The organism is Acinetobacter sp. V102_4 (genome assembly GCF_031799005.1).
GTDB lineage: Bacteria > Pseudomonadota > Gammaproteobacteria > Pseudomonadales > Moraxellaceae > Acinetobacter > Acinetobacter calcoaceticus.
In genome coordinates this window covers 14,262-38,330 of the sequence record NZ_JAVQNR010000042.1, presented here as the reverse complement: position 1 = coordinate 38,330, position 24,069 = coordinate 14,262, and the positions used below count along the sequence as shown (strand labels likewise).

At 39.3% G+C, this 24,069-nt stretch carries 24 protein-coding genes; 13 read left to right on the top strand and 11 right to left on the bottom strand.

Annotated elements, in window-relative coordinates; all coding sequences use genetic code 11:
- Positions 1-352 precede the first annotated feature (352 nt).
- The 3 genes from RMB13_RS12550 to RMB13_RS12540 all read right to left on the bottom strand — a co-directional run bounded on the left by RMB13_RS12550 (position 353) and on the right by RMB13_RS12540 (position 2,724).
- Positions 353-1,474, bottom strand: a complete 1,122-nt coding sequence (locus RMB13_RS12550; protein ID WP_311085396.1) for a 5-(carboxyamino)imidazole ribonucleotide synthase — start codon at positions 1,472-1,474, stop codon at positions 353-355.
- Positions 1,475-1,483: 9 nt separating this feature from the next.
- On the bottom strand, positions 1,484-1,999 hold the full coding sequence (gene purE / locus RMB13_RS12545; RefSeq protein WP_002115451.1) for a 5-(carboxyamino)imidazole ribonucleotide mutase: 516 nt from the start codon (positions 1,997-1,999) through the stop codon (positions 1,484-1,486).
- A gap of 362 nt (positions 2,000-2,361) precedes the next feature.
- Positions 2,362-2,724, bottom strand: a complete 363-nt coding sequence (locus RMB13_RS12540) for a DMT family protein (protein ID WP_080547845.1) — start codon at positions 2,722-2,724, stop codon at positions 2,362-2,364.
- Between the two features lie 238 nt (positions 2,725-2,962).
- On the opposite strand from RMB13_RS12540, the gene mpl reads away from it, so the two are divergent.
- On the top strand, positions 2,963-4,336 hold the full coding sequence (gene mpl, locus RMB13_RS12535) for a UDP-N-acetylmuramate:L-alanyl-gamma-D-glutamyl-meso-diaminopimelate ligase (protein ID WP_270903560.1): 1,374 nt from the start codon (positions 2,963-2,965) through the stop codon (positions 4,334-4,336).
- 68 nt (positions 4,337-4,404) lie between these two features.
- On the opposite strand, the gene RMB13_RS12530 is transcribed toward mpl, so the two are convergent.
- Positions 4,405-5,655: a low temperature requirement protein A gene (locus RMB13_RS12530; protein WP_311085395.1), complete on the bottom strand. Its 1,251-nt coding sequence runs from the start codon at positions 5,653-5,655 to the stop codon at positions 4,405-4,407.
- A gap of 135 nt (positions 5,656-5,790) precedes the next feature.
- On the opposite strand from RMB13_RS12530, the gene RMB13_RS12525 reads away from it, so the two are divergent.
- The 8 genes from RMB13_RS12525 (at position 5,791) to RMB13_RS12490 (ending at position 13,287) form a co-directional block, all read left to right on the top strand.
- Complete coding sequence (locus RMB13_RS12525) at positions 5,791-6,387, top strand: undecaprenyl-diphosphatase (RefSeq protein ID WP_311085394.1); 597 nt, start codon at positions 5,791-5,793, stop codon at positions 6,385-6,387.
- 317 nt (positions 6,388-6,704) lie between these two features.
- Positions 6,705-7,661 carry a TerC family protein gene (locus RMB13_RS12520; RefSeq protein ID WP_311085393.1) on the top strand — a complete coding sequence of 319 codons (957 nt, stop codon included), beginning with the start codon at positions 6,705-6,707 and terminating at the stop codon, positions 7,659-7,661.
- A gap of 188 nt (positions 7,662-7,849) precedes the next feature.
- Positions 7,850-8,209 (top strand): hypothetical protein, encoded by a 360-nt coding sequence (locus RMB13_RS12515; RefSeq protein WP_311085392.1) that lies wholly within the window; start codon positions 7,850-7,852, stop codon positions 8,207-8,209.
- A 21-nt stretch (positions 8,210-8,230) separates the two neighbouring features.
- On the top strand, positions 8,231-9,391 hold the full coding sequence (locus tag RMB13_RS12510) for a glutathionylspermidine synthase family protein (protein ID WP_311085391.1): 1,161 nt from the start codon (positions 8,231-8,233) through the stop codon (positions 9,389-9,391).
- A 292-nt stretch (positions 9,392-9,683) separates the two neighbouring features.
- Positions 9,684-10,739, top strand: coding sequence for an aromatic ring-hydroxylating dioxygenase subunit alpha (locus RMB13_RS12505; protein WP_311085390.1), 1,056 nt, complete (start codon positions 9,684-9,686; stop codon positions 10,737-10,739).
- 56 nt (positions 10,740-10,795) lie between these two features.
- Positions 10,796-12,118: a guanine deaminase gene (gene guaD / locus RMB13_RS12500; protein WP_045437769.1), complete on the top strand. Its 1,323-nt coding sequence runs from the start codon at positions 10,796-10,798 to the stop codon at positions 12,116-12,118.
- Between the two features lie 217 nt (positions 12,119-12,335).
- Positions 12,336-12,863, top strand: a complete 528-nt coding sequence (hpt, locus tag RMB13_RS12495) for a hypoxanthine phosphoribosyltransferase (RefSeq protein WP_004640259.1) — start codon at positions 12,336-12,338, stop codon at positions 12,861-12,863.
- Between the two features lie 172 nt (positions 12,864-13,035).
- On the top strand, positions 13,036-13,287 hold the full coding sequence (locus tag RMB13_RS12490; protein ID WP_004640258.1) for a GlsB/YeaQ/YmgE family stress response membrane protein: 252 nt from the start codon (positions 13,036-13,038) through the stop codon (positions 13,285-13,287).
- Positions 13,288-13,338: 51 nt separating this feature from the next.
- Here the strand turns inward: RMB13_RS12490 and RMB13_RS12485 are convergent, their stop codons facing one another.
- Complete coding sequence (locus RMB13_RS12485) at positions 13,339-14,037, bottom strand: DsbC family protein (RefSeq protein ID WP_311085388.1); 699 nt, start codon at positions 14,035-14,037, stop codon at positions 13,339-13,341.
- A 95-nt stretch (positions 14,038-14,132) separates the two neighbouring features.
- Complete coding sequence (dmeF, locus tag RMB13_RS12480; RefSeq protein ID WP_311085387.1) at positions 14,133-15,131, bottom strand: CDF family Co(II)/Ni(II) efflux transporter DmeF; 999 nt, start codon at positions 15,129-15,131, stop codon at positions 14,133-14,135.
- Positions 15,132-15,188: 57 nt separating this feature from the next.
- Here dmeF and RMB13_RS12475 point away from each other — a divergent pair, with 57 nt between their 5' ends.
- Positions 15,189-15,452: a metal/formaldehyde-sensitive transcriptional repressor gene (locus tag RMB13_RS12475; RefSeq protein ID WP_003656024.1), complete on the top strand. Its 264-nt coding sequence runs from the start codon at positions 15,189-15,191 to the stop codon at positions 15,450-15,452.
- Between the two features lie 48 nt (positions 15,453-15,500).
- On the opposite strand, the gene mnmE is transcribed toward RMB13_RS12475, so the two are convergent.
- The 5 genes from mnmE to rpmH all read right to left on the bottom strand — a co-directional run bounded on the left by mnmE (position 15,501) and on the right by rpmH (position 19,600).
- Positions 15,501-16,856 carry a tRNA uridine-5-carboxymethylaminomethyl(34) synthesis GTPase MnmE gene (gene mnmE / locus RMB13_RS12470; RefSeq protein ID WP_311085386.1) on the bottom strand — a complete coding sequence of 452 codons (1,356 nt, stop codon included), beginning with the start codon at positions 16,854-16,856 and terminating at the stop codon, positions 15,501-15,503.
- A 90-nt stretch (positions 16,857-16,946) separates the two neighbouring features.
- Positions 16,947-18,707 (bottom strand): membrane protein insertase YidC, encoded by a 1,761-nt coding sequence (yidC, locus tag RMB13_RS12465; RefSeq protein WP_205470116.1) that lies wholly within the window; start codon positions 18,705-18,707, stop codon positions 16,947-16,949.
- Positions 18,708-18,712: 5 nt separating this feature from the next.
- Positions 18,713-19,033, bottom strand: coding sequence for a membrane protein insertion efficiency factor YidD (gene yidD, locus RMB13_RS12460; protein ID WP_003656027.1), 321 nt, complete (start codon positions 19,031-19,033; stop codon positions 18,713-18,715).
- A 10-nt stretch (positions 19,034-19,043) separates the two neighbouring features.
- Complete coding sequence (rnpA, locus tag RMB13_RS12455) at positions 19,044-19,436, bottom strand: ribonuclease P protein component (RefSeq protein ID WP_004640245.1); 393 nt, start codon at positions 19,434-19,436, stop codon at positions 19,044-19,046.
- Positions 19,437-19,465: 29 nt separating this feature from the next.
- The gene (gene rpmH, locus RMB13_RS12450; protein WP_000831329.1) at positions 19,466-19,600 is read right to left on the bottom strand and encodes a 50S ribosomal protein L34; all 135 of its coding nucleotides are present in this window, start codon (positions 19,598-19,600) and stop codon (positions 19,466-19,468) included.
- Between the two features lie 682 nt (positions 19,601-20,282).
- Here rpmH and dnaA point away from each other — a divergent pair.
- The 3 genes from dnaA to recF all read left to right on the top strand — a co-directional run bounded on the left by dnaA (position 20,283) and on the right by recF (position 24,032).
- Positions 20,283-21,689, top strand: coding sequence for a chromosomal replication initiator protein DnaA (gene dnaA / locus RMB13_RS12445; protein WP_004640242.1), 1,407 nt, complete (start codon positions 20,283-20,285; stop codon positions 21,687-21,689).
- A 97-nt stretch (positions 21,690-21,786) separates the two neighbouring features.
- On the top strand, positions 21,787-22,935 hold the full coding sequence (gene dnaN, locus RMB13_RS12440; protein ID WP_003656033.1) for a DNA polymerase III subunit beta: 1,149 nt from the start codon (positions 21,787-21,789) through the stop codon (positions 22,933-22,935).
- A 14-nt stretch (positions 22,936-22,949) separates the two neighbouring features.
- A complete protein-coding gene (gene recF / locus RMB13_RS12435) occupies positions 22,950-24,032 on the top strand; it encodes a DNA replication/repair protein RecF (protein ID WP_005037760.1) in 1,083 nt (360 codons plus the stop codon).
- Positions 24,033-24,069 lie beyond the last annotated feature (37 nt).

Sequence of the window (24,069 nt, the reverse complement as noted above, 5' to 3'; positions counted from 1 at the left end):
GAACAATCTGTATTTTTAAATTCAAAAATTGACCCATGTTTTAAATTCAAACTTGCCACGTTATTTTGAATTTAAAACACCTCAATAAACACCATTAGTTTTGAATTCAAAAAATATAGCCGCCACCATCTGTTATAAATCAAACTCTCTTGTGGATAACTAACTTTAAATTCAAAACCACCTATTTGTATCCGATTCAATTTTTGAATTTAAAAGTTAGCATCATATTTAAATTCAAAAATTCACATAAAAAGTTATCCACAAACCCCAAATACTTATGATTTATTATTTTTTAAATTTAAAAGATAAAAAAAGCGATCCGAAGATCGCTTTTTTGCAAAATCAAAAGTATTTAGAGGGTCATATCTTCTGTTAGAGCGAGTGGTTCTGGCAAAATTTTCGCCAATTGACGGCATAACGTCGTCAATTCATTACTATCCACAGGCATTAAAGTGATATGGCCTAACTTACGACCAGCACGTTCTGACTTGTTATAAAGATGTAGATGAGCACCATTTAAGGCAAGTACATCTTCAGTTTTAGGATGCTGACCAATAATATTGATCATGACCGTTGGACGAACAACATCTGTTGAACCTAATGGAAGACCTGCAACAGCTCGAATATGGTTTTCAAACTGAGAACAGACAGCGCCTTCAATTGACCAGTGACCTGAGTTATGCACACGTGGTGCCATCTCATTTGCACACAAACCTTGTTCTGTCACAAACAGCTCTAGAGTCAACACACCAACATAGTTGAGGTGATTCAACAACCGTGTAATATAGTCTTGAGCAACAGGCTGTAAAGCTTCACTATTCGGTGCTGGAACAATTGAATGCGATAAAATACCATTATGGTGGTGATTTTCAGCCAATGGCCAAGTTTTTACTTCACCATTTTGGCCGCGCACCGCAATAATTGAAACTTCGCGAGAGAATTTAACAAAGCTTTCGGCAACTAGACTTTTTGCAGGACCAAGTTCAGCCCACGCGGTGTCAATCTGGTCTTCTGAACGAAGTACAAACTGACCTTTACCGTCATATCCGCCAGTTGCTGTCTTAAGCACAATCGGCAAACCAAGCTCAGCAACAGCCTTTTTCAAGCTTTCTAGACTATCTACAGCACGATACGGCGCAACAGGAATAGAAAGTTCATCAAACAATGCTTTTTCTGACAAGCGATTTTGCGCAGTCGCTAAAGCAACACGGGGAGGGTGCAATGCTTTGGTTTGTGTTAAAATATCAACATCTTCAACTGGTGTATTTTCAAACTCAAGACTGAAAACATCAGCACTTTCAATAAACTGCTTTAAACCTTGCTCATCTTGACTAGAAAAGACTTGGCCTAAAACACCTGCTGGACAATCTGTATTTGCTTCAAAAAAAGTACACTGAATATTTAATGGTAACGCCGCTTGAGCCATCATTCGCCCCAGTTGCCCACCACCAAAAATACCGATAGTTTTATCCATCTCAGCCTCTTACACCTGACCCGGAATATTTTTGCTTGCAACTTTATCAGTTTGCGCAGCGCGGAAATCAGCGACATTTTTTGCGATTTCAGGACGAGTTAAACCTAAGATTTGTGCCGCCATAATTGCAGCATTCGTCGCGCCTGCTGGACCAATCGCTAAAGTACCAACTGCGATACCAGCTGGCATTTGTACGATTGAAAGCAAAGAATCTACGCCATTTAAAATTGATGATTTAACTGGCACACCCAAAACTGGTAAATCAGTTTTTGCGGCACACATTCCAGGTAAATGCGCTGCACCGCCTGCACCAGCAATAATCACTTGAATACCACGATCACGCGCAGTTTCTGCATATTCAAATAAACGATCTGGAGTACGATGAGCAGATACCACTTCCGCTTCAAATGGGACACCAAGCTGTTTAAGCATATTGGCTGTGTTTTCGAGAGTTGCCCAATCAGATTGAGAACCCATAATAATTCCAACGAGAGGTTGAGCGTCTTGTGCTGCGGCCGCATTCATTGCTAATGTTCCAGAGACAAAAGTAAAAGAAGATAAATCTCGACGAGAGCCAAGTTTTAAATGGTTCGGAAGCCCATTATTATAGACTGATTTTTCATCTCACGAAAATTTAACTGACCAGCTCTGCGAATATTTTTAATCTCATAAAAAAATGTCATGGTTTAACAGTGACACATTCTCAAATTTTATTAATATAGCGCGCTTAATCAACTCAATGCTTTTGACTATGAAGACCCAACACCAAGAGATCAATAATTTTCTAAAATTCTAAAAAAAGCGTGTAAACACCCTGCAAGATAATCAGGTATTTGGAAAAGTAATCGCTTGTATAGAATCAATTATTCAATACAAGCGATTGCAAATTATTGGCTTCTAAATACGAAATAAACACAACCAAATAGACATAACATCGCCCACAAGTAATCTAGTTTAAATGGCTGTTTAAACAAGAAAATCATAAACGGTACAAACACAATCAGCGTAACCACTTCCTGCGTGATCTTCATTTCACCGAGTAACCAGCCTTGAGCACTCAGCATACGAGTAGCAGGAATCATAAAACTGTATTCAAGCAAGGCAATAATCCAACCGAATAAAATCGCTTGCCAGAGTGGAGCATGGTGCAAAAATTTGAGGTGCCCATACCATGCAAGTGTCATAAAACAGTTAGAAATAATTAATAGCGTAAAAGCTAAAACCGTTGGGCTCAAAGGCACATCCCTCATCATCACGATGATTTAAGTATTATTAAAGATACAAAACATTATAAAAGATAAAACTGTAATTCAGCTTAAATACAAAAAATAAAGCTGTACTTTTATAAGGGCCTCAAACACATAGAACAACAACGATTTTTGACTATCTTTTCCCGTTTAGCCTTGCTATCGTTGCTGCCAAATTTATCAATAATGAACGCGCAGACACTTGACGTGCTGTGTATAGAAGCAGTGGAGAAGGCGAGCAATGCATCTGCATATCTTGGGTATTTGTGGCACTTTTATGGGCTCTTTAGCACTTTTAGCTCGTGATTTAGGGCATAAGGTAACCGGTTCTGATTCAAACGTTTACCCGCCAATGTCTACCCAGTTAGAAAACGCAGGTATTACCCTCATGCAAGGCTATGATCGTAGTCATTTGCAGCCTCATCCAGATTTAGTCATTGTCGGAAATGCCATGAAACGTGGTATTGATGCTGTGGAATATATGCTTAACGAAGGTCTACCATATATTTCTGGTCCACAGTTCCTTGCTGACCATGTTTTACAAGGTAAACATGTACTTGGTGTAGCTGGTACTCACGGTAAAACCACGACTACAACCATGCTGGCTTGGGTACTTGATCAGGCGGGTTTAAACCCAGGCTTTTTAATTGGTGGTGTTCCACTTGGTTTTAGTGAAAGCGCTCGTTTAGGTGGCGGCAAATACTTCTGCGTTGAAGCCGATGAATATGACTCAGCTTTCTTTGATAAGCGCTCTAAGTTTGTTCACTATCACCCAAAAACGGCGATTTTAAACAACCTTGAATTCGACCATGCCGATATTTTTGATGACTTAGCGGCTATTCAAAAGCAATTCCATCATCTTGTTCGCACCATTCCAAGTGAAGGCCGTATTATTGCGCCAATTACTGAAACTCATATTGATGAAGTACTTGAAATGGGTTGCTGGACGCCAGTCATTCGTACAAGTCTAGAAGCGAATGAAAAAGCGGCTTTGTCTGCCGAACTCATTTCAATTGATGGCAGCCATTTTAAAGTATTAGAAAATGGCAATATCGTTGGCGAAGTGAAATGGAGCATGACAGGCCAACATAGCGTAGCTAATGCTTTGGCAACGATTGCAGCCGCTCAGCATGTGGGTGTGGCGCTTGAACAAGCCTGTGAAGCTTTGTCTAACTTTGGCGGTGTAAAACGCCGTATGGAGTTACTCGGTACAGTTAATGGCATTGAGGTTTATGATGACTTTGCTCACCATCCAACTGCAATTGACACGACTTTAGATGGCGCACGTAAACGCTTAGGCGAACGCCGTTTATGGGCCATTATCGAACCACGTTCAAACACCATGCGTATGGGCAGTCATAAAGATGGCTTAGCACACTCAGCACGCTTAGCAGACGAAGTCATCTGGTACCAGCCAGAAGGTTTAGATTGGGATTTACAACCCGTGATTGAAGCTGCGTCTAACCATGCTCAAGTTAGCCGTTCACTTGATGAAATTATTGAACGTATTGTCAATGAAGCAGGTGAGGGCGATGCTGTTGTGATTATGTCTAATGGTGGCTTTGGTGGATTACATCAAAAATTAATGAATGCATTAAAAGCAAAAGCTGCTTAACTTTTGCTTTTAACTATTCAATAAAAAAGCGGGTTTCAAATTGAAACCCGCTTTTTTATTCAGCCGTTTTAAACCTTCTCTGGCTCTATATTTTCTATAAATTTATTAGAAACCATTAAACGTAAACTATAGACAATACCCATCGCAAAAACGCTATATCCCACGTTATTACAAATAAACGGAATACATAAAATGATGAGAGCCGTAATAGGGTAAAACCATTTGCTGATTCCTGCTAAACATTCAAATTCGTATAGTAGCCAAATACAGGTGGTATAGAGCACTACACTCACCGCAACGACTATTCCCATATATAAATCGGAAATATGGGCATGATGAGTAGTGACATCCACAGCAGCAGCAAGCGCAGCGCCCACCGTAGCAATACTCACAAAAACAAAGTAATGACCATAGCCCCATACAAACGGGCGCACACCTTTCAAATGGTGATGCTGTTCACTACGGTCAAAATAAGCCCACCACATCGCGAACATAAGCATCAATCCACCGATCATTAAGAAAACAGCAGGAATATTAATAGATTGAGCAGTCAACGCATCGCGGATCGCATTAAAGCTACCAATAATTGATTCACCCAACACAATAATCGTAAGCAGGGCATAACGCTCTACAATATGATGTGGATGCCACGGCGTAGGTGAATATTTTTCTGCATAGTAGGGAACAAATAGCTCCATAGCAGCTAAAAATAAAAATAAAGGGGCCGAAATTACATGGGTAAAATTGGCAGCCAACCAACCAATCTGTACCAGTACAATCCCTATTGCATAGCGATAAGCCGTAATACGTCGAGCAGGATCATATTTTGCTGCACGCAACCACTGGGTCACTAACGCCATTCGCATGATGACATAACCGATGATCATTACGTCAAAATCCTGACTATGAAATACATCGGGAATGCCTGCTGCCATCACCAACGAACCCACAATTTGTACAAAGGTGAGGCATCGATACAACGCATCGTCGTTATCGTAAGCTGAAGCAAACCATGAAAAATTCATCCATGCCCACCACAGCGCAAAAAATACCATCAAGTAGCTTGGTAACGCATGCCATAGATGATTTTCAATAATGGCGTGGTGTAACTGCTGACCTGCTGTTGCAATCGCGACCACAAAAATTAAATCGAACAATAATTCGAGGGGAGTCGCTGCTCTATGCGGCTGTTTTGGATCTCTTGGAGATAAAGGCCTCAAACTTAATTTTTTCTGTTTTTCTTGAGTAGTCATAAAATAACGTTCTCGAATAAAATGCCAACACGTTAGCACTTTAATATCAACGCTTAGATCACGCATTAAAAATTATCGTTCTAAGCTGTTTAATCTTTACTCACAAACAAACTATATTTCATTTTTGTGACAATTCTTTATCAAGACATTAAGCTTAATTCTTTATCATAGCTCACGTTTTTGTTCTCGTTTGGAATATGAATGTCTTTAGAAACACTCAACCTTAGCTTATTCCATGTTATTAATGGGGCTCAGGATGCGAGTCAATTTATCATTCGTCTTGCTATCTTTTTTGCTAATGATCTCCTCTATATTCTTTTATTCACCCTTACATTTTTATGGTTCTATGGCGACCAAGATTTAAAAAATAGGGTTGTTAAATCTGTCTTTTTGACCTGCGTGTCGCTTTTAGTAGGTTATGTTATTTCTCTGTTTTACCATCACGCAAGACCGTTTGTGATGGGTGTTGGTACTACTTTTATCGAACATGCACCAACGGCATCTTTTCCAAGTAATCATATGCTGATTTTTAGCACCATCGCTCTGTCTTATTTATTTGCTCAGCGCAAACTGATTGGAATAATTCTTCTATTCTTGTCATTTGTCGTAGCATGGTCGCGTATTTATCTTGGTGTGCATTTCCCTTTAGATATGTTGGGCGCTTTCATCGTAGCACTATTGGTAAATACAGCCGGATATTACTTCTGGAATGCTTATGGCATGCATTTAACAGCATTCTTTATTCACCTTTACCAAATTATATGCAAACCGCTTTTAGATCGAGGTTTAATTAAATAACTTCTAGATCCTTTTAGTGTTAAAAACCACGAAATTAAGTTCAGTTGCGTAATACTAAAAAATCTGCCATTCTATGCGTAGTTGGATATGTTTTATCCAAAACAGAATTTAGTTTGACAAGGGGAGTAGCCTCCTCCAAACATAACAGCAATGTTATGTGTCAGATATCGTCAATACACTTTTATTAAAAAGTCGGTATCTGAGCATCATGAAATTCATGATGTAGGCAAGACCTTGATCATGTTGGTACAGATGTTTAATTCATCTGGCAACGGGTCAAGGTTTTTTTATGCCCAATTGCCGGATGTGGAGGTTTTATGGAATCGATCGGCAATTTATGGCTGTATGTAGCATTCTTTGGCATTGTCATTGTCATGCTCCTGATAGACTTTTTAGGCTTTAAGCAAAAGCAAGGTCAAGATGTTTCAATTAAGCAAGCTGCTTACTGGAGCGTGGCGTGGGTGAGTGTTGCAGCGTTATTTGGTGGTGGTTTATGGCTATATCTACAGCAAACTGTTGGGGTGACCTTAGCAAATCAAAAAACCATGGAATACTTTGCTGGTTACTTGCTTGAAAAGTCGCTCGCAATTGACAACGTTTTCGTCTGGTTAATGATTTTCGCAGCGTTTGCTATTCCAGCTGCACTACAACGTAAAATCCTTCTCTACGGCGTATTAGGCGCAATCGTACTGCGTACTCTCTTTATTTTTATTGGTGCATGGTTTGTTCAAGAATTCTCTTGGGTGCTTTATATCTTCGGTGCATTCTTGGTATACACAGGCTTTAAGTTCTTAAAAGGCCAAGAAGAAGAAACTAATATTGAAGATATCAAAGTTTTAAAATGGCTACGTAAGCACATGCGTATTACTCCGCAGCTTGAAGGTGACAAATTCTTTGTACATCAAAATGGTTTATTGTGGGCGACGCCGTTATTTCTAGTTTTGATTTTGGTTGAAGCTTCAGACGTGATTTTCGCGGTAGATTCTATTCCTGCTATTTTCGCGGTAACTAGCGATCCATTTATTGTTTTAACAGCGAACTTAATGGCAATTTTAGGTTTACGCGCAATGTTCTTCTTGCTTGCTGGCGCTGCGACTAAATTGCATTACTTACCATACGGCTTAGGCATTATCTTATTGTTCATTGGTGCAAAAATGTTGTTGCTTGATGTATTCCACATGCCAATCTGGATCTCGTTAAGCTTTATCGTAATAGTGTTAGCAATCACTGCTTATCTATCCTTACGACACAACAAAAAGCAGTTACAGTCTTAATTCATCACAACAAGGCATCTACAAGCGAGATGCCTTGTGCTTTAAATTTTCAAAATAGACTGTACTTTAAAAAAACAGATTAATATTATATGCCAACTTAAAATTTATCTTTCCTAATCAGAAACATAATAGACAATATCTATTCGACATTGTATGTCGAACATACTTATTAAAATGTGTGGGAGCTCATGCGTTCTAAAAAAATTAATCTTGTCGTGGTGCCTTTATTACTCACGGCATGTAGTCATAATGATGGTCCTTTAGTACAAGATGTATATAACAACCAATATGACTGTGCTCGCGACTGGAATACTGAAACTTGTGAAGAAGAAAATAACTCAAGTGGACATAGTTCTGGTTCAGGCCATTATTTAGGACCTGCGTATTATCGAAATAACCGAGAAGTTTCTTTTCGCGGCAATACTTTACATCCTTATAGCAATTTAAGTGCTGGCCGCCCCATCATTTCAACCACGGCGAAAAGCTCGTCTTTTTCATCGCCAATTCGAGGTGGTTTTGGCCGTAGCGGTTTTTCTTTCGGCGGCTAAGCCATTCAGGATTAACATAAGATGAAAAGAAAAATTTTTACTCCACGCCCAGACTGGCAAGTGGAGCATCAAAATATTGGTTTTGATTATTTTAATTTACCTTCTCTCGACGGCTCAATTTACTGGTCTGAAGGGATTGCTTACGAGTTTACCCTTAAGCAGATTGAACAACTTGAAGACGCAGCAAATGAACTGCATCAAATGTGTTTATCTGTTGTAGGAGAACTCATTCAACGGGGTGACTATCCTGCTTATTTTCAAATTCCAGAAGCAGCCCTAAGCCATATTGAAAGCTCATGGAAACAAAATGCACCAATGCTCTATGGTCGCTTTGATTTCGCCTACGATGGGCGGAATATCAAAATGCTGGAATACAATGCCGATACACCTACCGGCTTACTAGAAGCATCTGTAGCGCAGTGGCTGTGGATAGAACAAGTCTCAGGCATTCCGAACCGAGACCAGTTCAATAGCATTCATGAAGACCTGATTAAACGCTGGAAGACGATTTTACCGCGCGGTAGTCATGTGCATTTTGCTGCCTGTCAGGAAGCGGGACGAGAAGATTGGGGCAATTTAGAGTATTTGATGGATACAGCCTACCAAGCTCATCTACAAGTTTCCGAGCTTTCTATGGAAAACATAGGTTGGAACGGACAAGATTTTGTTGATCTTAATAATCGCCCCATTCAAAACCTGTTCAAGCTCTATCCATGGGAATGGATCTGGGAAGAAGCATTTTCTCAATATATCCACCCACAAACCCAGTGGATTGAACCTTGTTGGAAAATGTTACTTTCAAATAAAGCAATTCTGGTTGAGCTTTGGAAACGTTATCCAAACCATCCTTTATTGGTCGAAACTCATACTTATGACCCACAGCAAACATTGGCTGGCAAATGGGTGAAGAAACCGATTTTGGCAAGGGAAGGGGCTAATATTCGGGTTTTACAAGATGGTCATGACCAAGGCGCGGCTTCTGGTAGCTTTTATTTTGATGACTATGACAAATATGGGTATGTCATACAAAAATGGGTAAACACCCCATTATTTTCAGGACAACTACCTACACTCGGATTATGGATGGTCGGTCATCAATGCGCAGGTATGTCCATTCGTGAAGATTGCTACGACATTATCGGTAATGATGCTCACTTTGCAGCACATTATTTTGTTGAGTAATAAACGCCTAGATATGCATAAAAAAGCACTTTAAAAGTGCTTTTTTATTATGCCCGTAACGCAGTCAATTAGTGCATTCTAAGTGCATAGCGAATAATGAACTATAGTCTCTAAAGCGAAATTAGAACAAAAATTCAAAAATATAATGACTTAATCTTATGTAATTTAATACTTTTATTCTTATTTCTTTAATTAAAAATCAATATTGGCAAGCTCTTTGCATCTCCTAAAAAGAAAAAAGCCTAGATTTTAAGGGCTCGTGAGAGCCCTAATTTTTTTAAGGAGTAATGCCATGAATGCTATCCCAACTTTAACGCCACTTGCTATGCCATGTAACAGCAGTTTTGATGCAAAAGATTGGGAAATTTTATCTACTCACTGGTATCCGGTTGCTCGTATTCAAGATGTCTCTACTGCACCCCAGCGAGTGACACTATTAGACGTGAATATGGCACTGTATAAAACAGACAGTGGTGAAATTCATCTGGTCCGAGACATTTGCCCCCATCGTGGTGTGCCTTTAACCAAAGGATGGGTAGAAGGTGAGGAAATTGTTTGTCCTTATCATGGTCTACGCTATAACACCGAAGGGAAATGTACCCAAATACCAGCTCAACCCGAACTAACCAAGATCTCTGATCGTTTTTCTCTGACCAAATTTCCAGTTGTTCAACGTTATGGCCTCATTTGGACCAGTATTCATGGTCGTGATGTTGCTCAAGCCAATATTCCAGTATTAGATACTTGGGACCAGACAGAGCATCAAGCGATTTTGCCACCTTTTGTCGATATTGGCGGTTCTAGCGGACGTCAACTTGAAGGTTTTATCGATGTCGCTCATTTTGCATGGGTACATCACAATGCCTTTGCAAATCGCGATAATCCCATCGTCCCTAAATATCATACTGAACGTATCAACTACGGCTTAAAAACGGTCTATATCAGTAATGTTAGTAACTATCCGCATGAATTAAAACATCTCGAACCAGAAGGCTTTTTGTGGAAGCGCACCTTTGATGTCTATCCACCTTTTTCAGCCGTGCTTACGGTCAATTTTCCAGAAGGCGGTGTTTTAAAAATTTTGAACGCCTGTTGTCCTATCTCAAGTAATAAAACTCGTTTATTTGTTCCATTAACACGTAACTTTGATCAAACAGGCGATTTAGAAAACGTATATGCATTTAATGCTCAAATTTTTGCTGAAGACCAAGACATGGTCGAATCACAAAAGCCAGAAGAATTGCCGCTAGATTTAATGATGGAAGCTCATTTTGAAGCTGACCGTTCATCAACGACTTATCGTCGGATCTTGGCTGAATGGGGACTAAGTAAACGTTATACCGTTTAAATCTTGGTTAACTGGGGTACAATCAATCGAAAAAAGTGAAAATATAAAGGCTTTCCATGTCATTGATCGCAAATACCACCGTTGTGCGTGGTCGTTTTTTAGATATTCAGCAAACTGTCTCTGAGCCAACTGATATTCCAAATCAAGTACGTTATTTGGAAGATGGTGTATTGATTAGTGAACATGGGAAAATCAAATGGTTTGGTGCATGGGATGAAGCTCAACAGCATCTTCCTGCTGGGGTTGAAGTTCAACATTACCCAGAACAATTGATTGTACCCGGCTTTATTGATACCCATATCCACTTCCCGCAAACCGAAATGGTTGGAGCATACGGCGAACAACTTTTAAGCTGGCTCAATACCTATACATTTCCAACTGAAATCCAGTTTCAAGACAAAGCATATGCAAGTGAAATTGCCCAGTTCTTTGTTCAAGAACTCTTAAAACACGGTACAACCACCGCTCTCGTTTTCTGTACAGTTCACCCTGAGTCTGTTGATGCTTTATTTGAAGCCGCGGAACACGTTCAGATGCGTTTAATTGCCGGTAAGGTTCTCATGGACCGTCATGCACCTGAAGCGCTGTGTGACACGCCAGAAACGGCTTACAGCGACACAAAAGCACTCATTGAAAAATGGCATGGCAAGGGCCGTGCGCTGTATGCCATTACGCCACGTTTTGCGCCAACCTCTACACCTGAGCAATTAGAAAGAGCAGGGCAGTTAAAGCAAGAATTTCCTGATGTTTATGTACATACACATTTAAGCGAAAACAAAGATGAAATTGCTTGGGTAAAATCTTTATTTCCAGAACAGACTGGTTACTTAGATGTTTATCAACATTATGGCCTGACTGGTAAGCGCTCCGTGTTTGCTCATTGCGTTCACCTAGAAGACGAAGAATGGCAATGTATGCATGATACACAATCGGCTATCGCATTTTGTCCAACGTCAAACCTGTTCTTAGGTAGTGGTTTATTTCCATTGAAAAAAACGTGGGAAAAACAAGTGAAAGTGGGCTTGGGTACAGATATCGGTGCTGGTACATCATTTAGTTTGCTGCAAACAGTTAACGAGGCCTATAAGGTTCAGCAATTACAAGGCGATAAACTTTCAGCTTATGAAGCGCTCTATCATGCAACTTTAGGTGGAGCAAAAGCGCTTGACCTGCAAGATCAACTAGGAAACTTCAACATCGGTAAAGAAGCAGATTTTGTTGTCTTGAATCTTAAGCCAACAGCATTACAGCAACTTCGCCAGTCGAAATCCAAGTCTGTTGAAGATTCCCTGTTTGCATTATTCACGTTAGGTGATGACCGAAATATTGAGGCGACTTATATTTATGGAAAACGTGCTTATCAAAAAGAAACAGCCTAAACAAAATCGTGCTGTTAAGTTTTTGTTATTATTTGGAATATGCGCACTAGCATTAAAGCGTGATCGACATATTGCTCAAAATGATAAAATTTCTAGCTTATCAAAGGGTGCATGAAGAGTCATTTTGCTTTAAAATTTTACCATTAACTCAGATTTTAGAGGTGTTGCAGGTCAACACCTTTTTTATTTTTTCTTTTATATCTTGTAGGAATCTGACATGACTGTTGCAATGAGCATCATGATTTCAACCGAAGAAATTCAAGCAAAAGTCAAAGAGCTCGGCGAGCAAATTAACGCTCACTATGCAAATAGTGACAAAGAGTTGGTCCTGATTGGGCTACTGCGTGGTTCTGTTATTTTCATGGCAGACTTATGCCGCACGATTACCAAACCGCATGAACTCGACTTTATGACAGTGTCTAGCTACGGCGGTGGTACAACGTCAAGTCGAGATGTTAAAATCTTAAAAGATCTTGATGGTGAAATTCGCGGTAAAGATGTGTTGGTAGTTGAAGATATTATCGACTCAGGTAATACCTTAAGCAAAGTTATGGAAATGTTGCAAACTCGAGATCCAAATTCAATTCAATTATGCACATTGGTGAGTAAACCATCTCGCCGTGAAATTGATCTTGAAGTTAAATTTTTAGGTTTTGAAGTTGAAGATAAGTTTATTGTTGGTTACGGCTTAGACTACGACCAAAAATATCGCCACTTACCATTTATTGGTGAAATTGGTTTATAAATTTCAAAAAAATAGCACTGAAAAGTGCTATTTTTTTATATAACGGTTTAGTTTTGAACAAAAAAGACACAAAAAGTCGCAATCTGCTACAGACAAAATAGACAGCTCTACCGCACGATAGAATATGAAGCAAAATCATTAACTTCACCAAAAAAACAACTGGAGAACAAATATGTGGTCACTTATTGTTGCTATTGTGGTTGGTTTCTTTGCTGGTTTAATCGCTCGTGCCTTACATCCTGGCGATGATAAAGCAGGTTTTATCGTAACAACCCTCATCGGTATTGCAGGTTCACTTTTAGCTACCTATGGCGGACGATTACTGGGGCTTTACGGAGAAAATTCAGTTGCTGGATTTATCGCATCCGTTATTGGTGCTGTGATTATTCTCTTTCTTTACAACTTGATTGCACGAAAAAGTTAATTACTTTCAGGCAATAAAAAAAGCACCGAATGGTGCTTTTTTTAATTTGTTTTATAAACCTAACTCTTTCCAAACAGCTTGAATTTCTTCTGCTGAGCGCGCTCCAACCAGTTTAAAACCATTTGCAAAAATTAGGGTAGGGGTGCCATTAAAACCTAATCTCTTTCCAAGCTCTAAATTACGGTCAATTGGATTAGCACAGCTCGCAACTGTGGGTTTAACCCCTTGCTGAATCAGTTTTTTCCATGAATAGGATTGATTCGGTGCACACCATACTTGTCTAGAAACCACAATAGACTGCGGTTTTAAAGGATAAATAAACGTATAAATTGTCGCATCTTTCAGCTTATCGAGTTCAGGTTCAAGCTGTTTACAATAAGGACAGTTTGGATCAGAAAATACTGCTAAAACATGCTGCCCATTACCTTTAACCGTTTTAATCGCATCTTTTAAAGGAAGTTGATTCCAGTCAATTGAGTTCTGTCCTAGAACTAGATCTTTAGTCAAATTCTTCTGATCTTTTAACCGAATCATAGAACCAACAAACATATGCTGACCATCTTCGCCCACATAGATGATTTGTTGATCCAGATTAGCGCTATATAGCCCAGGCATTTCGGTTTTCTGAATATTGCTAATTTTTAAATTAGGATATTGTTTTTTAATATTTTCTCTGACCGAGTCCACATTAGCGAAACTCAAACTCGCCGTTAAGCTAAATAATGCCAATATTCCTAATTTTTTAAGCATAAAACCAACTCATAGGTAAGAGAGAAGTTTATTTTAATCAGTTCAGATGATTAAAACAGAACTGATTACCGAGTTATAACCAAACTCCCACTCAGTTATGCCAATGTTTCACGTGGAACATAAGCAGGTTTTAAATCGTTAATTTCTACCGAAATATGGACGATTTCATGATGAATCGATAAAGCATGACGGATCTGGTCTGCTGTTAAGGAAATATCATCAGTTTCGAGCGCCAAAATACAAGAAAACTTGCCTTTTGCGACTTTCCAGACATGAATATCTGTAATTTCGATGTGTTTAGGAAATTCAGCAATCACTTCACGAATTTCTTCAACCACAGGATGATCCATTTCTGCATCCAGAAGGGTTTTTCCTGTCTCTTTGATTAACCCAAGAGACCATTTTGCAACCAAAATAGCACCTAAAATTCCTAAAAGTGCATCTAAAAAATCCCAGCCAAAATATTTACCCGCACAAAGCGCAATAATTGCAAAAACGGAGGTCACAGCATCTGCAACCACATGTAAAAATGCAGCTTTTTGGTTTAAATCGTGGTGGTGATCCCCATGCTCGTGATGGTGATGGTGATGGTGATGGTGATGGTGATGGTGATGGTGATGGTGATGGTGATGGTGATGGTGACCATCATCATGAAGTAACCACGCACAAATCAAGTTAATTACTAAACCTAAAATTGCAATTGGAATAGCTTCATTATAAAAAATCTCAACCGGATTAAATAAACGCTGAACCGACTGAAATGCCATAAAAATAGCCACAACCATAAGCAAAATTGCGCTGCTATAACCCGCTAAAATCTCGATTTTCCAGGTTCCAAAGCTAAAACGGTGATCTTTGGAATAATGACGGGCCGCACGATAGGCAAAGTAGGCTAAACCGAGTGCCAACATGTGCGAACTCATATGCCAACCATCAGCTAATAATGCCATTGAGTTAAAGAACCACCCACCAAATACTTCTAACACCATCATGGACGCCGTTAAAATGGTTGCAATCAAAATACGTTTTTGTGCAAGTGGATTTCCTTCATCAAACTGATGTTGATGATGACGTGATACACTATGATCCTGCATAAAATTTAAACCCAATATACTCCCTACCAGTATATTGAATTATACAAGAGAACACAGATGAGTCACATTGGTCAGGATAAAAAAATACTTAATCGTGTAAAACGACTAAAAGGACAAATTAACAGTATCGAGCATGCCGTTGAACAGTCGGATCTTTCATGCATAGAAATACTGCAACAAGTTGCCGCAATTAAAGGTGCGATAAACGGTTTGATGAGTGAATTGATGGAACAGCATTTACATCACCATGTGCTCAAAGAAGCACAAGTTGATCAGAATGAATTAGATGAGTTTTTAAAGGTTCTAAAAAGATACGGTTAACGAGGTTACTGAATGACACAGCCATCTGCATCATTCAGAATTTTTTAATTATTTTCCAATACAAAATGAACCAAAGATTTTGCCTAACAGGTCATCGGCGCTAAAGTCACCGGTAATTTCACCTAAAGCATTCTGAGCAAGACGTAATGATTCAGCAACGAGTTCACCTGCATTAAATACAACAAGTTGCTCATGTGCCTCTGATAGATAGAGCTGTGTGCGCTTCATTGCGTCTAAATGACGCGTTCTCGCAATAAAGGTGTCTTCCTCAGGGTGAAAGCCCGCATGCGCTGTAATCGCCTCTACGAGGCCTTGAACACCCATCTCTTGTTTTGCAGAAACGGTAATATGACGGAATCCTTGAAAATCACTTATTTCAGCTAATTGACCAGTTAAATCGCATTTATTACCAATTAACATTAAACGACGCGGCTCAATATGTTCAGCAAAATATTCTTGAGCGAGTTTTAATGGATCATCACCTTGATTTAGGTCATAAACCAGCAATAACAAATCAGCTTGTTCAATTTCTTTAATTGCTCTGCGAATCCCTTCTTTTTCAACGATATCACCCGTTTCACGAAGGCCCGCAGTGTCTGTTAAGGTGATTGGTAGGCCATTTAAGCTAATTTTTTCATGCAAAACATCACGAGTTGTACCAGCAATATCGGTAACAATTGCACGCTCAACACCAGCAAGCGCATTCAACAAGCTCGATTTACCCGCATTTGGTTTACCGGCAATAACGACTTGTAAACCTTCACGTAATAATTGACCTTGTCGTGCAGATGTTTGAACGGCATGTACCGACTGCTGAACATCTTCAAGTAAAGCTAAAATTTTGCCATCTGCCAAGAAATCGATTTCTTCTTCAGGAAAATCAATTGCGGCTTCCACATGTAAGCGTAAATGGATTAGTTTTTCTAAAACGGTATTAATTTTGGTCGAAAAAGCGCCTTGTAAAGAGCGAACAGCAGAACGTGCAGCAGCTTGCGATGTTGCATCAATCAAATCGGCAATGGCTTCTGCTTGAACCAAGTCCATCTTGCCATTTTCAAAAGCTCGCATGGAAAATTCACCAGCTTTTGCAGCGATTGCACCAAGCTCAAATAGACGACCAAGTAAGGCATTCTGAATGACTGGACCGCCATGCCCTTGTAGCTCTACAACATCTTCACCTGTAAACGAATGAGGATTTAGAAAACATAAAACAATCCCTTCATCCATAATGCTTCCATCAGCATCATAAAACTTACGGAACCCCGCCATACGTGCTTCAGGCAAGTTTTTTTGTGTCAGGTTTTGAGCAATTTCATAAGCCTTAGGTCCCGATAGGCGAATCACGCCCACACCACCACGCCCGGGTGGCGTTGCAATTGCGGCAATCGTGGTTTGACTTTGCATATTATTCACCTAAAAACCTAAAATCCAGCCAAAGAAAAATCCGCCTAAGATTACCATCTTAAGCGGATTTATTCAGCAAAAGTTCAACGATTAAGATGCTGATTCAGTCTTACTTAAACGACTTTTCTCAACGCTCTTATTAATAAACGACTGCTGTAAAATAGTAATACTGTTGTTCACAATCCAGTACAACACGAGACCTGCAGGGAAGAACAGCATAAATACCGTGAACATAATCGGCATAATGCGGAATACTTTTGCCTGCATTGGGTCAGCTGGTTGTGGGTTCAACATTTGCTGTGCAAACATGGTAGCACCCATGATCAACGGCAAGATGAACCAAGGATCCATTGCTGACAAGTCTTGAATCCAGCCTAACCATGGTGCATGACGTAATTCCACACTCTCCATGAGTACCCAGTACAAGGCAAGGAAAATTGGCATTTGTAGCAACAATGGTAAACAACCTGAAAGCGGATTCACTTGTTCACGTTTGTATAAAGCCATCATTTCTTGCGAGAAGCGCATACGGTCTTCACCGAACTCTTCTTTCATGCGTTGCATTTCTGGTGCAATCACACGCATTTTCGCCATAGAACGATAACTTTTTGAAGATAAAGGCCACAAAATCATCTTCACCATAACGGTAAGTAAGATGATTGACCATCCCCAGTTACCCACAATGCTATGGAAGAATTGAAGACCTAAGAACAATAACTTGGCAATCGGCCATAACCAGCCATAATCAACAGTCTGATTCAAACCAACCGCTAAATCTTTTAATTCAGCTTGAACTTTAGGACCTGAATAAAGTTTTGCGTCCACTTCCATTGAAGTGCCTGCTGGAACATTAATCACTGGTGAGGTAAAACCAATGATATTCATATGATCAGCAGATTGACGAGATTCAAGTTTAGCTACATAAGGCTGACCATTCGCTTGAGTCAGTTTAAGATTCCCAGGAATCCAAGCACTTACAAAGTAATGCTGAACAATCGCAACCCATCCACCTTTCGCTTCAGTGCTTACTTTTTCTTCTGAGAAATTAGCAAACTTCAGCTTATTATAATGTGACTCAGGCGTCCCCCAAGCTCCACCTAAGAAAGTTCCTAGAGTGAAAATACCTTGAGAAGATTTACCAGGATCGTCAGAGTTATCACGCTTTAATTGTCCAAACATCTGACCTTGCCAGCTTTGTTGGCTACGGTTAATAACTTGATGTCTTACAACAATTGGATATTGCCCTTGGGTAAAAGTAAAAGTTTTAATAATTTCAACGCCTTCCGGTGTTTTAAATACCATCGGAACGTTTAAAACTTTTTCAGATTGACCCTTTTGATCCTGTGCACCCTTAGCATCAGCCAAAGTATATGATGTTTTTTCAACAGCATATAATGGACGACCACCACGACTACTATCTGGTCCATTCAAACCAATTAAGCCAGATTGAGCAACATAAGTACGCTTAGAATCATTTTCAAGCATAACAAATGGCTGATCGCTGTCTTTGCTTTTGTCGTGTGAGAGTAATTCAATACGAACAATATCACCACCTTTTGGATTGATCCAAATATGGTAAAGGTCAGTTTGTACTGAAATAAGCTGTTGATTCACAGGTGCAGTTGCATCTGTGGTTTGTGACTGCGCAATATTTGCTTGTGGCACATCGGAAGCCACTGTTGCATTTTTAGCATTTGGCAAATCAGCAGATACTTCATGTGAACTTACAGCCGCCGCTTGTTTTTGCGGTGCAGTTGCAGCATTTCCATAATCTTTTTGCCAAGCCAAAATGAGCAAATATGCGGTGACAAACATGGCCCCGAGAATTGCAAACCTGGCCCATTGTTGCATATCTATTACCCCAAATGGTTAGAGAGATTTTGCTTCAGTAAACGATCACGAAAGGGTACAGCAACATGATGCGTTTGAGAATCTATTTGATGAAACGAAATAAAACGAATTGCTTTTGGCGGTACCGGATCATATCCAGATCCTCCCCACGGGTGACAACGACAAATCCGTTTAGAAGATAGCCAAACGCCTTTTATCGCACCATGAGTTTGCAATGCTTCTATCGCATATTGGGAACAAGTCGGGATATAACGACAACGGGGTCCAAGAAGCGGACTAATCGCAATTTGATACAGTCGAATCAACCAACGTAGAAAACGAACCATTGGCTATCTCTTAATTCTGCGAGGTTGTGCCAACTTTAGAATGTTTTTTTGCTAAGCGCTGTAATTTTTGCCAAGCAAAATCTAATTGTTGATATAGCTCAGCATTCGTAATCGTTTCTATACCAACTTTTGGCATTACCACAATATCTATGTCTGATCCAAAATTCGGCTGATGTAGACGAAAGCTCTCACGAGCAAGACGTTTTATTCGATTTCTTTCATGCGCACGGCGCACTTTTTTCTTAGCAACAACAATACCCAAACGGCTATTAGGCTGTTCGGTTAATTTTGCAAGAAATAAAAAATGGGGTTGATGCACTTTAAAAAGCGCACCATCGAATACACTTTTATAATCTGCAGCACAGCGTATTCGCACATCTGTGCTAAAATTGTAAAGTGTCATCACACCCAAGTCTGGTCAGCGTAACAGTATTAAACAGTTAAGCTATGACGACCTTTTGCACGACGACGAGCTAATACTTGACGACCAGCTTTAGTTGCCATACGAGCGCGGAAGCCATGAACGCGTTTACGCTTTAATTCAGATGGCTGGAAAGTACGTTTCATATCGAAACTCCCAAAAATGATCTTTCTATAAAGGTCCGCGATTTTATTGTGCAATGTTTACGCTGTCAATGAAAAACCAAGAAAGTTTTGTATTTAACCCAAATTTTTAATCTCTCTACTTCTTTTTTATGATTTTCATAATTCAGTGCAATATATAGTTTTTAAAGTTATGCACAAAGTAATTGTCTATTTTTATTAGAGCTTTTATTATATACACACCTTATATACATACTTATAAACAAAACGAGATATCATCTTGGCTTTGATTTGCTGCATTTGAATTTAAATTCATATTTTGTAGTTATCCACAAAAGATCACACCCCTATTAAATAAATTCAAATTTTAAAATTTATATTTATTCTTATTAGGAGCTACTTTTTCTGTGGATTTCACACTTTTAAATTTAAAAAACATGTATTTGGGTTGTTGATAACTCTGTTTCTATTATATTTATGGATTGTGGATAAGTTTATGTGATAATTTATCCACAGGTTGTGCAAAAAGTTATACACAAGTGGTTTTGAATTTAAATTTATTCACAAGAGATTTCTTTTTAGGCAAAATCAGTCGAATTCGTCATGACAGATGTGGATAACTTGGTTAGAATGGCGACCCCTTCTTATCAGGAAGGGTTAATCTTTAGATTGTTTGAATTTAAAAATGCAGAAATAGGGGATACACATGCTTTGGACAGACTGCTTAACTCGCTTGCGACAAGAGCTCTCTGATAACGTCTTTGCGATGTGGATTCGCCCATTAGTTGCTGAAGAAGTAGAAGGAATACTACGTCTCTATGCTCCTAACCCTTATTGGACGCGTTACATTCAAGAGAACCATTTAGAATTAATTTCTATATTGGCTGAGCAGTTGTCAGAAGGGCGTGTCCGTCAGGTTGAGATTTTAGTTGATTCTCGTCCTGGGAGTATTTTGTCATCTGCTGAACAACCAGCAACCACTACGGCTGCTTTGCAATCTGCGCCACCACAAAGTATTAAAGTAAAAAAAGAGCCCGAGTCTGTTTCTAGTCCTCATACCAATAGTGTGGTCAATCCTAAAACAGCGAAGAAGAAGCTACTCAATCCTCAGTTTACTTTTTCTTTATTTGTTGAAGGCCGTTCGAACCAGATGGCTGCTGAAACATGTAGAAAAGTATTAACTCAATTAGGTGCTTCACAGCATAACCCTTTGTTTTTATATGGTCCCACAGGGCTAGGTAAGACTCACTTAATGCAGGCAGTTGGCAATGCTTTACTACAAGCCAAACCTAATGCCCGTGTGATGTATATGACTTCTGAGAGTTTTGTTCAGGATTTTGTGAGTTCTTTACAAAAAGGCAAAGTAGAAGAGTTTAAGAAAAACTGCCGTTCTTTGGATTTATTATTGGTCGATGATATTCATCTCTTAGCAGGTAAAGAGGCGAGTCTAGTTGAATTCTTCTATACATTTAATGCTTTACTTGATGAATCTAAACAAATTATTTTAACTTCAGACCGTTATCCAAAAGAGTTAACAGAGTTAGATCCGCGTTTGGTTTCCCGTTTTTCTTGGGGACTTTCAGTAGGTGTTGAACCACCAGATATTGAAACTCGTATCGAAATTTTATTAAAGAAAGCGGAAAATAGCGGCGTTGATTTACCTCGAAATTGTGCATTATTTATTGCACAACAAGTTGTTGCGAACGTGCGTGAACTTGAAGGGGCACTTAATAAAGTCGTTGCAATTTCCCGTTTTAAAGGTGCACCAATCGATCTTGATGTGGTTCGTGAGTCTTTAAAAGATGTGTTGGCGATCCGTGCACGAACAATTAGTGTAGAAAATATCCAGCGTGTGGTTAGTGAATATTTCCGTATCCCATTAAAAGAATTAGTAGGGCCAAAACGTACACGAATTTATGCTCGACCACGTCAGTTGGCAATGGGACTTGCTCGTGAGTTGACCGGTGATAGTTTTCCAGAAATTGGAATGGCTTTTGGTGGACGCGATCACAGTACAGTGATGCATGCTTGTGAAAAAGTAGCAAGTCTGCGAGAAGAAGATCCAATTTTTGACGAAGATTATAAAAATCTACTGCGTCTACTTCAGAGTTAATGAAATGATAAGACCTTGTTGCAAAGTCTACGTAAGTGCAGCATAGTACACAGCTAAAAAATGAAATATTTGCTCCAAGTTGCTAGAGGAATGAATCGTGCGTTTGAAAATCGCTAAAGAAAGTTTACTCAATGTTTTATCGCATGTTGTCGGTGCGGTAGAACGTCGTCATACATTGAATATTCTTTCAAACGTCAAAATTCAGACTAATGCTCAGGCGCTCACCATTACTGGTTCTGATCTAGAAGTCGAGCTGGTTGCGAGCACTGTTTTATCAGAAGGGGCATGCCTTGAAGCAGGGGAAACAACAGTCCCTGCTCGTAAGTTAATGGAAATTTGTAAATCATTGCCTACAGCTGCATTAATTGATTTGCAAATTACTGAAGATCAAAGATGTATCTTAAAGTCTGGTAATAGCCGTTTCGTATTAGGGACTTTACCCGCAGAAGATTATCCATTATTGACGACTGAAAATAGTCAAGGTACTCAAGTACAAGTAACCCAACGTGAGTTAAAGCGTTTATTTGAAAAAACTGCTTTTGCGATGGCTGTACAAGATGTACGTTTCTATTTAACGGGTACTTTATTGGAAATTGATGAAAATCAATTACGTGCAGTAACAACAGATGGTCACCGTTTAGCACTTTGTGAAATTACAGCGTCTTCTACATCAGCTCAATTGGTGCAGGCCATTGTACCTCGTAAAGCTGTTGGTGAATTACAGCGTTTACTGAGTATTGAAGATGAACAATTAACATTGTTGATTGGTCGTGAATTGTTAAATGTAACCATCAATACACCAAGTCGTGATAAGGAACAGGGCAATATTACTGTTCGTTTTACTACAAAATTGATTGATGGAAAATTCCCTGATTATCGTCGCGTGATTCCACGTGGTGGCGATAAACATGTATTAATTAGCCATGATGTATTTAAGCAATCATTACAACGTGTCGCAATTTTGAGTAATGAAAAGTTGCGTGGTGTTTTCTTGAATTTTAATCAGGATTCTTTACAGCTTCGTGCGAATAACCCTGAGCAAGATGAGGCTATTGAAGATTTAGCTATTCAATATCAAAATATACCACTCGAAATGTCATTTAATGCGCAATATTTACTTGAAGTATTGGGTGTACTTGATGGCGATGACGTAAATATGAGTATGAGTGAGGCGAATCAGTCTGTTTTGGTCCAAGATCCGGCGCATAGTGATCAAACTTATGTAGTTATGCCGATGCGTGTATAGTCTGGCTATCTAACATGCATCTTACGCGCTTAAATATTGAACGTGTGCGTAATTTAAAAACGGTTGCACTCCAAGGGTTGCAACCGTTTAATATATTTTATGGCGCTAATGGTTCAGGAAAAACCTCAATTCTGGAAGCAATTCATTTGCTTGCAACAGGGCGATCATTCCGCACTCATATTCCTAAAAATTATATTCAGTATGCTGCCGAAGATGCGATTGTCTTTGCTCAGTCTAGTACTGAGAAAATTGGCATGCAAAAGTTGGCCTCTGGTGAGCAGTTGATGAAGGTCAATGGCGACACCGTGGCTACCCAAGGCCAACTTGCTAAATTACTTCCTTTGCAACACCTTGATCCACAAAGTACAGATATTATTGACCATGGGGCAAAACCACGGCGCCAACTTTTAGATTGGTTGATGTTCCACGTGGAACCTGAGTTTTATTTTGCATGGCAATACTACTCGCGTGCATTAAAACAGCGAAATACTTTACTTAAAACCCGACGGAATTTGTCTTTGGCTGATTTAGAGCCTTGGAATAAAATGTTGAGTGACTATGGCGAAATTTTGCACTCTCAGCGCTTGGGTATTGTGGAACAATGGAATATCTTTTTTCAAAATGATTTGAGTCAATTACTCCCTGATCTTGAAATTGAACTGGAATACAGTCCAGGTTTTCATACGGAGCAGGGACTCATGCAAGACCTGCTTAATCAACACCAAAAAGACATCGAACGACGTTATACCGAATATGGTCCACATCGAGCCGATTTGCGCTTAAAAACGCCTTATGGACATGCTGATGTGGTTTTATCAAGGGGTCAGAAAAAACTGCTGATTATTGCCTTAAAACTGTCACAAATTGCAATGTTGCATGCGAGTAATAAGGAAACTGTGGTATTATTAGATGATCTGACAGCAGAATTAGACTTAACCGCACAACAACGTTTAATTGAACGATTAAGCCAACTTGGTAGCCAGGTTTTTATGACAACTTTAGATCATGCATCGGTAAAAAAACATTTACATGATTTGTCTATTTCATATCAATTATTCAATGTTGAATCCGGTCAAGTTAGTCTTGCTTCACCATAATTTTTTGATGTTATCCATCTTTGAATAAACCTATATT

Excerpts from the sequence above, each read along its gene's own strand:
- RMB13_RS12550 (WP_311085396.1), bottom strand. The coding sequence starts at position 1,474 with ATGGATAAAACTATCGGTATTTTTGGTGGTGGGCAACTGGGGCGAATG.
- purE (WP_002115451.1), bottom strand. The coding sequence starts at position 1,999 with ATGAATGCGGCCGCAGCACAAGACGCTCAACCTCTCGTTGGAATTATT.
- RMB13_RS12540 (WP_080547845.1), bottom strand. The coding sequence starts at position 2,724 with ATGAGGGATGTGCCTTTGAGCCCAACGGTTTTAGCTTTTACGCTATTA.
- mpl (WP_270903560.1), top strand. The coding sequence starts at position 2,963 with ATGCATCTGCATATCTTGGGTATTTGTGGCACTTTTATGGGCTCTTTA.
- RMB13_RS12530 (WP_311085395.1), bottom strand. The coding sequence starts at position 5,655 with ATGCGTGATCTAAGCGTTGATATTAAAGTGCTAACGTGTTGGCATTTT.
- RMB13_RS12525 (WP_311085394.1), top strand. The coding sequence starts at position 5,791 with ATGTCTTTAGAAACACTCAACCTTAGCTTATTCCATGTTATTAATGGG.
- RMB13_RS12520 (WP_311085393.1), top strand. The coding sequence starts at position 6,705 with ATGGAATCGATCGGCAATTTATGGCTGTATGTAGCATTCTTTGGCATT.
- RMB13_RS12515 (WP_311085392.1), top strand. The coding sequence starts at position 7,850 with ATGCGTTCTAAAAAAATTAATCTTGTCGTGGTGCCTTTATTACTCACG.
- RMB13_RS12510 (WP_311085391.1), top strand. The coding sequence starts at position 8,231 with ATGAAAAGAAAAATTTTTACTCCACGCCCAGACTGGCAAGTGGAGCAT.
- RMB13_RS12505 (WP_311085390.1), top strand. The coding sequence starts at position 9,684 with ATGAATGCTATCCCAACTTTAACGCCACTTGCTATGCCATGTAACAGC.
- guaD (WP_045437769.1), top strand. The coding sequence starts at position 10,796 with ATGTCATTGATCGCAAATACCACCGTTGTGCGTGGTCGTTTTTTAGAT.
- hpt (WP_004640259.1), top strand. The coding sequence starts at position 12,336 with ATGACTGTTGCAATGAGCATCATGATTTCAACCGAAGAAATTCAAGCA.
- RMB13_RS12490 (WP_004640258.1), top strand. The coding sequence starts at position 13,036 with ATGTGGTCACTTATTGTTGCTATTGTGGTTGGTTTCTTTGCTGGTTTA.
- RMB13_RS12485 (WP_311085388.1), bottom strand. The coding sequence starts at position 14,037 with ATGCTTAAAAAATTAGGAATATTGGCATTATTTAGCTTAACGGCGAGT.
- dmeF (WP_311085387.1), bottom strand. The coding sequence starts at position 15,131 with ATGCAGGATCATAGTGTATCACGTCATCATCAACATCAGTTTGATGAA.
- RMB13_RS12475 (WP_003656024.1), top strand. The coding sequence starts at position 15,189 with ATGAGTCACATTGGTCAGGATAAAAAAATACTTAATCGTGTAAAACGA.
- mnmE (WP_311085386.1), bottom strand. The coding sequence starts at position 16,856 with ATGCAAAGTCAAACCACGATTGCCGCAATTGCAACGCCACCCGGGCGT.
- yidC (WP_205470116.1), bottom strand. The coding sequence starts at position 18,707 with ATGCAACAATGGGCCAGGTTTGCAATTCTCGGGGCCATGTTTGTCACC.
- yidD (WP_003656027.1), bottom strand. The coding sequence starts at position 19,033 with ATGGTTCGTTTTCTACGTTGGTTGATTCGACTGTATCAAATTGCGATT.
- rnpA (WP_004640245.1), bottom strand. The coding sequence starts at position 19,436 with ATGACACTTTACAATTTTAGCACAGATGTGCGAATACGCTGTGCTGCA.
- rpmH (WP_000831329.1), bottom strand. The coding sequence starts at position 19,600 with ATGAAACGTACTTTCCAGCCATCTGAATTAAAGCGTAAACGCGTTCAT.
- dnaA (WP_004640242.1), top strand. The coding sequence starts at position 20,283 with ATGCTTTGGACAGACTGCTTAACTCGCTTGCGACAAGAGCTCTCTGAT.
- recF (WP_005037760.1), top strand. The coding sequence starts at position 22,950 with ATGCATCTTACGCGCTTAAATATTGAACGTGTGCGTAATTTAAAAACG.